Genomic DNA, 9,430 nt, shown 5'->3' on the forward strand with positions numbered 1-9,430 from the left:
TATTGGATTTCTGGAGAACGCCAGCCTAGCGTGAGTGCCATCACAGCCCGGGTCGACGCCGATCCGAAGATCAGAAATGAATTCCCACTCATGAACAAATTACTGTCGTGGCCGGCCGCGCTCTGCTGGCTCACCGTGCTGCTCGACGGGTACGACCTGGTCGTCCTCGGCGCGGTCATCCCGACTCTCATCGACGAGAACCACATCGGTTTCACCGCCGCGAGCGCCACCTTCGCCGCGACCATCTCCCTGGTCGGCGTCGCCATCGGTGCCGCCGGAGTCGGACCGCTGGCCGACCGCTACGGCCGCCGCAGTGTGCTGCTGGGCTCGATCCTGCTGTTCTCGGTATTCACGATCGCCGTCCCGTGGGCGGGTTCGGTCGGCATGTTCGGCGCCTTCCGGCTCCTGGCCGGGCTCGGGCTCGGCGCGTGTATGCCCACCGCCCTCACCTTCATGGCCGAACATATGCCGCCCGCGCGCCGCGCGTTCGCCAGCACGTTCACCATGACCGGCTACCACTTCGGTGCGGTGCTGGCATCGGTAGCCGCGCTCTGGCTCATCCCCAGCTGGGAGATCCTGTTCTACGCCGGTGGTGTGGCCGGACTGCTGCTGTTGCCGCTGATGTGGTTCAAACTGCCCGAATCCGATGCGTACCTGGCGGCGCAGGGTAAGACCGAACGCGTCAAGCCCACCGTTGTGCTGCAGCCGAAATACCTGCGCACCACACTCGGCGTATGGGTCGGGTCGTTCATGGGACTGCTGCTGGTCTACGGCCTGAACACCTGGCTGCCGAAGCTCATGCGCGACGCCGGATACAACATGTCCACCTCGCTGACGCTGCTGCTGGTCCTGAATATCGGGGCGATCATCGGGCTCGTCGTCGCGGGCGTGCTCGCCGACCGCCGCGGCACCAAACCGACGATCCTGGTCTGGTTCGGTGCTGCCGCCATCCTGCTCGCGGTGCTCAGCATCAAGGTGCCGAACACCGTGCTGCTCAACGCGCTGGTTCTGGTCACCGGCATCTTCGTGTTCTCGGCCCAGGTCCTTGTCTACGCCTACGTCACCCAGGCCTACCCGGCCGAAGTACGCGCCACCGCGCTCGGACTCGCGGCCGCCGTGGGCCGGCTCGGCGCCATCTTCGGGCCGAGTATCACCGGAGCGCTCATCGTCGCCGGTTCCGCGCATCCGTGGGGTTTCTACTTCTTCGCGCTGGTCGCCGGGCTCGGGCTGCTCGCACTGGCCACGGTGCCCGGACTGACCGCCCGGCACGCGAACCCAGCCGTCACACCGTCCGGACCCGAGCAGTCGAAGGAGTATGCCGTATGAAATCCACCCGCACCCAGGTAGCGATAGTCGGCGCGGGCCCGGCCGGTCTGCTGCTGTCGCATCTGCTGCACCGCTCCGGAATCGACTCGGTGGTCGTCGATATCCGCGGCCGCGAAGAGATCGCCACCACGATCCGCGCGGGCATCCTCGAAGCCGGTTCGGTGCGCACGCTGGTGGACACCGGCGTCTCCGATCGTGTGATCACCGAGGGCGACCGGCACGACGGCGTGGTGTTGCGGTTCCGCGGCGACAACCACCGCATCGACTTCCAGGAACTGGTCGGCGAATCGGTATGGCTGTATCCGCAGAACGATGTGTTCGTCGATCTGGCCGCCCGGCGGGAAGCCGATCAGGGTGATGTGCGCTACGGCGTGGCCGATACCGCGGTGGATATCTCGGGGGAGCGGCCCACCGTCTCCTTCACCGATGCGGACGGACAGCCGTGCCGCGTGGAGGCGGAGCTGGTGGTCGGCGCCGACGGGTCGCGATCGGTCTGCCGGAAAACCTTCCCGGAAGGCACCCGCCGCGAATGGTTCCGCGAATACCCCTTCGCCTGGTTCGGTTTCCTCACCGAGGCGCCGCCCTCGCATCCGGAACTGATCTACGCCCACTCCGACCACGGATTCGCGCTGGTCAGCCAGCGCACACCCACCGTGCAGCGAATGTATTTCCAGTGCTCACCCGACGAACGGCCCGAGGAATGGGACGACGACCGGGTCTGGGCGGAAATGCGGCGGCGGGTCAACGGCAACGGGTTCGAAATCCAGGAGGGCCCGATCAGCGCCAAGATGGTGCTGCCGTTCCGGTCTTTCGTCACCGCCCCGATGCGGCACGGCCGGTTGCTGCTCGCCGGCGATGCCGCTCATACCGTGCCGCCGACCGGTGCGAAGGGCCTGAACCTCGCCCTCGCGGATGTGAAAGTCCTGCACGAATCGATCACCGAGTACCTCGCCGGTGCCGGGGACGGCGCGCTGGACAGCTACACCGAGCGGGCGCTGGACCGGGTCTGGAAGGCCCAGCATTTCTCGTACTGGATGACCACGATGCTGCATTCCGTCGACGGCGCCTCCGATTTCGATATCGAGCGGCAACGCGGGGAACTGGGCCTGGTCACCGGGTCCCGGCACGGTGCGGCCTACCTCGCCGAGGCCTACACCGGATGGCAGCCTGCCCGTTGATCCAAAAGCATTGTGCAAGAGCACATTCTGTTCGGCCGCGCCGTCCACGGTAGCGGCGCGGCGATACTGAGCACGCGGATGTCCCACGCACACCACCCACGAGCCACCATGACGACCACCACCACCGCATGGCACGGTGCGCTGTTCGACGGCGCCTTCCGCCCCGCCGCCCGGACCCTGCCGGTGACCTCGCCCGCCACCGGAACGACCATCGATACGGTCGGCGAAGCCGGGACCGACGACCTCGAGTACGCCGTACGTTCAGCGGTGGCCGCGCAACGGGAATGGGCCGCGCTCACCTACGACAAGCGAGTCGCCGTACTGCTGCAGGCGGCGCAGCTGCTGGCCGACAACCCGGATCGCCTGGGTTCCTGGCTGGTCGCCGAGGCCGGGTCGGGACGGGGCAAGGCGGCGTTCGAGGTCGGGCTGGTGACCAGTGAACTGCGGGAGTCGGCCGCCCTCGCGTCGCACCCGTACGGGGAAATGCTGCGTTCCGGTAAGCCCCGGCTATCGGTGGCCCGGCGGGTTCCGGTGGGCGTCGTGGGGGTGATCTCACCGTTCAACTTCCCGGCCATCCTCTCGATGCGATCGGTGGCGCCGGCGCTCGCCCTGGGCAACGCGGTGATCCTCAAACCCGACCCCCGCACCTCGATCTCGGGCGGCCTGGCCCTGGCCGAACTCTTCCAGGAAGCCGGTCTGCCCGCCGGAGTCCTGCACGTGCTGCCGGGCGGCGGCGAGCTCGGGGCGGCGCTGGTGGAACACCCGCAGGTACCGTGCCTGTCGTTCACCGGCTCGACCGCGGCAGGCCGCCGGATCGCCGCATCGGCGGGGCCGCTGCTGAAGAAACTGCACCTGGAACTGGGCGGCAACAACGCCCTGCTGGTGCTGCCGGACGCCGATATCGACGCGGCCGCCTCGGCGGGAGCCTGGGGCTCGTTCCTGCATCAGGGCCAGATCTGCATGACCACCGGCCGGCACCTGGTGCACAGCTCGATCGCGGCGGAATACACCGCGGCGCTCGTCGCCACGGCGAACCGCATCCCCGTCGGCGACCCGGCCGATTCGGGAAATGCGCTGGGCCCGATCATCGACGCCGGCCAGCGCGACCGAGTCCACGCCCTGGTCACCGCGGCCGCCGAGGCGGGCGCAACCATCGCGGCGGGCGGCGAATACACCGACCTGTACTACCGGCCGACCGTGCTCACCGGCCTCACCGCCGACAACCCGGCGTGGACCGAGGAGATCTTCGGGCCGGTCGCCCCGGTCCTGACCTACGACACCGTCGAGGAGGCGATCGAGATCATCAACGCCTCCGAATACGGGCTCTCGGTCGGCATCCTCACCGCCGACGCATACCGGGCCTACGAACTCGCCGACCGGATCGAGTCCGGCGCCGTCCACATCAACGATCAGACCGTGGATGACGAGGCCCCGATCCCGTTCGGCGGGGTGAAGGCCTCCGGTGTCGGCGGACGGTTCGGCGGGCCCACCGCGAACCTGGACACCTTCACCGAAACACAGTGGGTCACCATGCAATCCGATATCGCGCGCTACCCGTTCTGACTCGGGCTGCGCGGCTTCCAGTCGGGCGGCACCCGCATATCTCCGGTCGTGTGCGGCCGTCGCGGTCCGGATGCGGCCGGGTCCGCGGCTGCCCGGCGGACGACTTGCACCGCCGCCGGGACTGCTCCGGCACGAAGGGCGACCAGGTCCCGGCACTCGAACTCGAGGTGCGCCGTTACTGGGCACGGCCTCCTGAGAGGGCGGCGCGCGTCGGCCCGCTGGCAGCCGGTTGTTCCCTGCTGCACCATATCGGCGCCGGTCAGCGGTTCGCGGTCGCGCCTTCCGGATGTACGCGATGTTTGCCTTCGGCGAACTCCTCGACGATCTTCGCGCAGAAAGCGGGCAGATCGTCCGGGTTGCGGCTGGACACCAGACCATGGTCGGTGACCACCTGGTCGTCCACCACATTTCCGCCCGCATTGCGGATATCGGTCCGCACGCTGGGGTACGAGGTGAGCGTACGGCCGCGCACCACATCCGCCTCCACCATCGTCCACGGTCCGTGACAGATCACCCCGACCGGTTTACCGGTGGCGAAGAAATCACGCACGAAGCGGACGGCGTCCGGGTCCTGGCGGAGTTTGTCGGGGTTGGTGGTGCCGCCGGGAAGGAGCAGGGCATCGAATTCGTCCGGGCTGCATTCGCCGACCACCCGGTCGACCCGGAAGGTATCGCCCTTCTCCACATCGTGGTTCATGGCCTGGATCTCGCCCGGTTTCAATGACAGCAGGGCGGTACTGGCCCCGGCATCCTCCACGGCCGACCTCGGCTGGACGAGTTCCACCTGCTCCACTCCGTCCGCCGCGAGCACCGCGACCCGCTGTCCGGTCAAATTGTGCTGCTGGCCCATACCTGCTCCTTTCCGAGTGCCTGATTGCGATCCGCCCGCGACCTACCCGGGCCGATGCCGGCGAAACGTGGGTGACCGGGCTGTTCGCGCCGTTCCATGGACTGGGCGAGACCGTGGTCGCGATTACACCGATATCGGTGATTGAGCGCCGCACGGCCGGGTAGTCGCCCCCTGTCCGGCGCATCGAGCGCAACGAGAGAAAGGGCATCCGAGGATGAACGTCCCGATCAAGAGCACACTCGACCCGGAACAGCAGCGCATCACCGGTGACGCGCTGCGCGCCAGCGTCGTCGACCTGATCGATCTGTCTCTGATCGCCAAACAGGCACACTGGAATGTGCTCGGCACCCACTTCCGCTCCGTGCACCTTGCCCTCGACGAACTGGTGAGCGCGGCCCGCGAGTTCACCGATTCCGCCGCCGAACGGGCCACCGCCATCGGCGTGAGCCCCGACGGACGCGCGGCCACCGTGGCCAAGGAAGCGGCCGGGCTCCAATTCCCCGACGGCTGGCAGCAGGACACCGACGTCATCAATGCGATCGTCGACAATCTCGCCACCGTGATCGGCCGGTTCCGTGAGCGTATCGACGCCACCGAGAAAGCCGACCCGGTGACACAGGATCTGTTCATCGAGATCGCGGCCCGGCTGGAGCAGCTGCACTGGATGTGGCAGGCACAGCTCTCGACTGCCTGACCCCCATATGGTCTCGAGGCGGACGGCCGGAACCCGGCCGCCCGCCCGTCGGCGTATACCCGTGCGGTCAAGCCCGCCGGTCGGCGGCGGGCAGGATGGCCTGGTCGACGATATCGGCCAGGGTCTGCTCATCCGGTAGTTCACCCGAGTCGAGCGCGAACTTCAGTACCAGCGCCTCGCCGATATCGAGGACGACCGGGGTGAGGCGACCCGGGTCGATCCGGCCGATATCCGCGTAGTGTCGCAGAACCGTACCGGTGAACCGGCCGCCCTTGGGGTCGAACACCTGTGTGTACACGGCCTCGGCCAGCTCCGGGTAACGGGCGCGTTCGGCGAGGATGGCGGCGGTGGCCCGGGCGACGGGGGTGGCCAGCCAGGCCACCATGAGCCGCAGCGCTTCGATGAGATCGTGCCGCAGGTCCTCGGTCGGTGCCGGGGTGGGTTGTTCCTGCGGGAAGCCCGCGCCCAACGCGTCCAGAAGAATCGCCTGCGGCGAATCCCAGCGCCGGTACAGCGAGGTTTTCGCGATACCGGCGCGCTGCCCGATACCGTCCATGGTGAGCCGGCCCAGCCCCACCTCGGCGAGTTCCTCGACCACCGCGGTGCGGACGGCCGCCACCACTTCGGCGTCGCTGCGGCGGGCACGGGTGCCGGGCATATTTCCTTACTCTCCGGTTGTCGCGCGGGATCTGTCCCGTGCAGATTAGTGGCGGCCGGTTCGACGGTGGCGACCGCGGTGGCGAACGGGCCCAGTTCCACCTCTCCGTTCTCGACGTGCCGGGTGACTGCCGGCCCGTCCCCCGTGGTGGTGTCGATCGTGCTGATCGTCCGGACCGGGTCGGCGAACTGCACCCGGCGGGGTTCGGGGTATTTGTTGACGAGCAGAATCCGGCGACGGCCGTCCGGGGATTCGAACGCTTGATTTCTGTCACCGGTCCTCCGCCGCCGCTGGGGTTCGGTGATTCGTGCGGACAGGCCGTCCGCGGGCACTACGAGCAGGAGTGGCTGTGATCCAAGTTTCCGGGTCGCCGTACGGGTTGAGCCTCGGTCCGGACGGTGCGTTGTGGTTCACCACGGTCGAGGCCGGTGCGGTCGGCCGATATCACGACGGTGCGGTGCAGACCTATCCACTGGATCCGCCCGGCGGGCAGCCGACGGTGATCGTGCCCGGCCCCGGCGAGTCCATGTGGTTCAGCGAATTCCGCGGGAACCGTATCGGCCGGATCACCGCGGCCGGTGACCTCGTCTGGTTCCCGGCCGAATCCCCGTACGGCCTCACCACGGGACCGGATGGCGCCCTGTGGTTCACCGAACTCCAGGCCGACCGTATCGGCCGGTTGGCCGGTGACGGATCCATCACCCGCTACCCGGCCGCCGGAATGCCCTCGATGATCGTCACCGGTGCCGACGATGCCCTGTGGTACACGCTCAACCAGGGCAATGCGATCGGCCGCACCGATCTCACCGGCGCCACGACCGTGTACCCGTTGCCCACCGAACAGGCCATGCCGGTCGGCATAACCGGAGGGCCGGACGGCGCCCTCTGGTTCGTGGAGATCGGCGCCGGCCAGATCGGCCGGATCGGTATCGACGGCGAGATCACCGAATTCCCGCTACCCGACCGCGCCGCCAAGCCCCACGCGATCATCGCGGGACCGGACGGCGCCCTGTGGTTCACCGAATGGGCGACCTCGCGGCTCGGCCGCATCTCCCTGAGCGGTGAGATCACCGAAACAGAGCTGGCCGGCGCCGAACCGCACGGGCTGACGGCCGGGTCCGACGGCGCGCTGTGGGTGGCCATGGAATCCGGCAGCCTGGAACGTATTCCACTGTGAGCGAACGGCATCGGCTGAAGCGGGTAGGTGTTCAGCCCTCGATCACCGGGGCCGCGACCTCCGAAAGCGTTCCTTCGGACAGCCGCAACCAGCGCTGCACGCCTATTTCGGCGAGGAACCGTTCGTCATGGCTGACCACCAAGAACGCTCCCTCGTAGGTGTTGAGCGCGTTCTCCAGTTGCCCGACGCTTGTCAGGTCGAGATTGTTGGTCGGCTCGTCGAGCAAGAGCAGCTGCGGTGCGGGTTCGGCGAAAAGAATGCAGGCCAAGGTGGCCCGCAATCGTTCACCGCCGGAGAGGTCACCGACCCGCAACTGCACCCGCGAGCCCCGGAACAGGAAGCGTGCCAGCAGATTCATCCGCGCGGCTGCCGGAAGTTCGGGGGCGTATGCGGCCAGGTTCTCGGCCACGGTGCGGTCGGGGTCGAGGAGATCCAAACGCTGCGACAGGTATGCCACTCGGCCGTCTGCGCGGGTGATCTCGCCGGATTCGGCGGTCAGGTCACCGTGCAGGATACGCAGCAGGGTGGATTTCCCGGCGCCGTTCGGGCCGGTCAGCGCGATCCGTTCGGGGTCGCGGATCGCCAGGTCGACACCCGGTTCGGCGAATATCTGCCGGTTGCCGATGCTGTAGCGGATATCCGCACCGAGAAACACGGTGCGCCCGGCCGGGACATTCGTACCGGGAAGCTGCAATGCGACCTTCTGGTCGGCGCGCAACGCCCGTTCAGCCTGGTCGAGCCGGGCTCGGGCGGCATCGACCCGGGCGTTGTGCGTACCGGCGGCTCGCCCCGCCGATTCCTGCGCATTACGTTTCATCGTGCCCGCGAAGATCTTCGGCAGACCGGCATTGCCGAGAGTGCGGGCCGCGTTGCTCGCGCGGCGGGCGGCGCGTTCCCGAGCCAGCTGCAACTCCCGCTTCTCGCGTTTTACCTCCTGCTCCGCAGTGCGGATGTTTTTCTCCGCTACCTCCCGCGCGGCCCGGACCGCCTGTTCGTATTCGGTGAAATTCCCGCCGTAATAGTTGATTTCGCCCGCGTGGAGTTCGGCGATCCGGTCCATGCGGTCCAGGAGCGCCCGATCGTGGCTCACCAGCAGCAGGCAGCCGTTCCAGTCGCCGAGAAGATCGTAGAGCCGGTGTCGCGCTTCCAGATCCAGGTTGTTGGTGGGTTCGTCGAGCAGCAGGACTTCGGGCCGCCGGAGCAGTTGCGCCGCCAGACCCAGCGAAACGACCTGGCCACCGCTGAGAGTGTGCAGCCGGCGGGTGAGCTCGAGTTCGCCGATACCCAGCCGCTCCAGCTGGGCGCGGGTGCGTTCCTCGATATCCCACTCCGAACCGATCGTGGTGAAGTGTGCTTCGGCGGTATCACCCGACTCGATCGCTTCCAGAGCCGCCAGGATCGGGGCGACGCCCAGGAGCTCGGCAACGGTCATATCGCCGGTCAGCGGCAGGGTCTGCGGGAGATACCCGAGCACTCCGTCGACGGTGACGCTTCCGGCGCCAGGACGCAGATCGCCCGCGATCAGGCGAAGCAGTGTGCTCTTACCGGCACCGTTCGGGGCCACGAGCCCGGTACGCCCGCCGGGCACGGTGACCGACAGATCGGTGAAGACGGGGGTGTCGTCCGGCCAGGAGAACGACAGGTTCGAACAGACGATGAAGGCATCAGCCATGGGGGAGACCTCGTATGTCGTCCGGCGTGCGATTGCGCCGGGAAAATGATCGATGAACGACGACATGGCCACGACAGCGGCGCCCGTATGCGCCCAACTGGTGGCCGTCAGAGCCGGGTGGCTCCGGAGATGTCGAGTTCACCAACCATCTGGGTCTCCTGTACCTCGATGACTCCACGACGATAGCAGCCGCGCTTCCGCCGGACACCGGGTCGGGGGGGGGGGGGGGGGGGGGGGGGGGGGGGGGGGGGGGGGGGGGGGGGGGGGGGGGGGCCGGGGCGCCGGGCGGGGGCCCGCGGGGGCGGGGGGGGG

At 68.1% G+C, this 9,430-nt stretch carries 9 protein-coding genes; 6 read left to right on the forward strand and 3 right to left on the reverse strand.

All coding sequences use genetic code 11. The features are described 5' to 3' along the window. The first annotated feature begins 90 nt into the window (after positions 1-90). The 3 genes from QH196_RS32140 to QH196_RS32150 all read left to right on the forward strand — a co-directional run bounded on the left by QH196_RS32140 (position 91) and on the right by QH196_RS32150 (position 4,067). Complete coding sequence (locus QH196_RS32140) at positions 91-1,326, forward strand: MFS transporter (RefSeq protein ID WP_280419609.1); 1,236 nt, start codon at positions 91-93, stop codon at positions 1,324-1,326. Further along, positions 1,323-2,504, forward strand: a complete 1,182-nt coding sequence (locus QH196_RS32145) for a 4-hydroxybenzoate 3-monooxygenase (protein ID WP_280419610.1) — start codon at positions 1,323-1,325, stop codon at positions 2,502-2,504. Before QH196_RS32140 ends, QH196_RS32145 begins: the two co-directional genes overlap by 4 nt. A gap of 108 nt (positions 2,505-2,612) precedes the next feature. Then, complete coding sequence (locus QH196_RS32150; RefSeq protein WP_280419611.1) at positions 2,613-4,067, forward strand: aldehyde dehydrogenase family protein; 1,455 nt, start codon at positions 2,613-2,615, stop codon at positions 4,065-4,067. Positions 4,068-4,326: 259 nt separating this feature from the next. Here QH196_RS32150 and QH196_RS32155 read toward each other — a convergent pair whose 3' ends face one another. Then, the gene (locus QH196_RS32155) at positions 4,327-4,917 is read right to left on the reverse strand and encodes a type 1 glutamine amidotransferase domain-containing protein (RefSeq protein WP_280419612.1); all 591 of its coding nucleotides are present in this window, start codon (positions 4,915-4,917) and stop codon (positions 4,327-4,329) included. A 214-nt stretch (positions 4,918-5,131) separates the two neighbouring features. Here QH196_RS32155 and QH196_RS32160 point away from each other — a divergent pair, with 214 nt between their 5' ends. Beyond that, on the forward strand, positions 5,132-5,611 hold the full coding sequence (locus QH196_RS32160) for a Dps family protein (protein ID WP_280419613.1): 480 nt from the start codon (positions 5,132-5,134) through the stop codon (positions 5,609-5,611). A gap of 67 nt (positions 5,612-5,678) precedes the next feature. Here QH196_RS32160 and QH196_RS32165 read toward each other — a convergent pair whose 3' ends face one another. Further along, positions 5,679-6,269, reverse strand: a complete 591-nt coding sequence (locus tag QH196_RS32165; RefSeq protein ID WP_280419614.1) for a TetR/AcrR family transcriptional regulator — start codon at positions 6,267-6,269, stop codon at positions 5,679-5,681. Between the two features lie 38 nt (positions 6,270-6,307). On the opposite strand from QH196_RS32165, the gene QH196_RS32170 reads away from it, so the two are divergent. After that, positions 6,308-6,622: a hypothetical protein gene (locus tag QH196_RS32170; protein WP_280419615.1), complete on the forward strand. Its 315-nt coding sequence runs from the start codon at positions 6,308-6,310 to the stop codon at positions 6,620-6,622. Further along, the gene (locus QH196_RS32175) at positions 6,619-7,446 is read left to right on the forward strand and encodes a Vgb family protein (RefSeq protein WP_280419616.1); all 828 of its coding nucleotides are present in this window, start codon (positions 6,619-6,621) and stop codon (positions 7,444-7,446) included. The genes QH196_RS32170 and QH196_RS32175 overlap by 4 nt, the downstream gene beginning before the upstream one ends. Positions 7,447-7,477: 31 nt before the next feature. Here the strand turns inward: QH196_RS32175 and abc-f are convergent, their stop codons facing one another. Then, positions 7,478-9,118 carry a ribosomal protection-like ABC-F family protein gene (abc-f, locus tag QH196_RS32180; protein WP_280419617.1) on the reverse strand — a complete coding sequence of 547 codons (1,641 nt, stop codon included), beginning with the start codon at positions 9,116-9,118 and terminating at the stop codon, positions 7,478-7,480. Between the last annotated feature and the right edge of the window lie 312 nt (positions 9,119-9,430).

This window comes from Nocardia carnea, assembly GCF_029868325.1.
GTDB lineage: Bacteria > Actinomycetota > Actinomycetes > Mycobacteriales > Mycobacteriaceae > Nocardia > Nocardia carnea_C.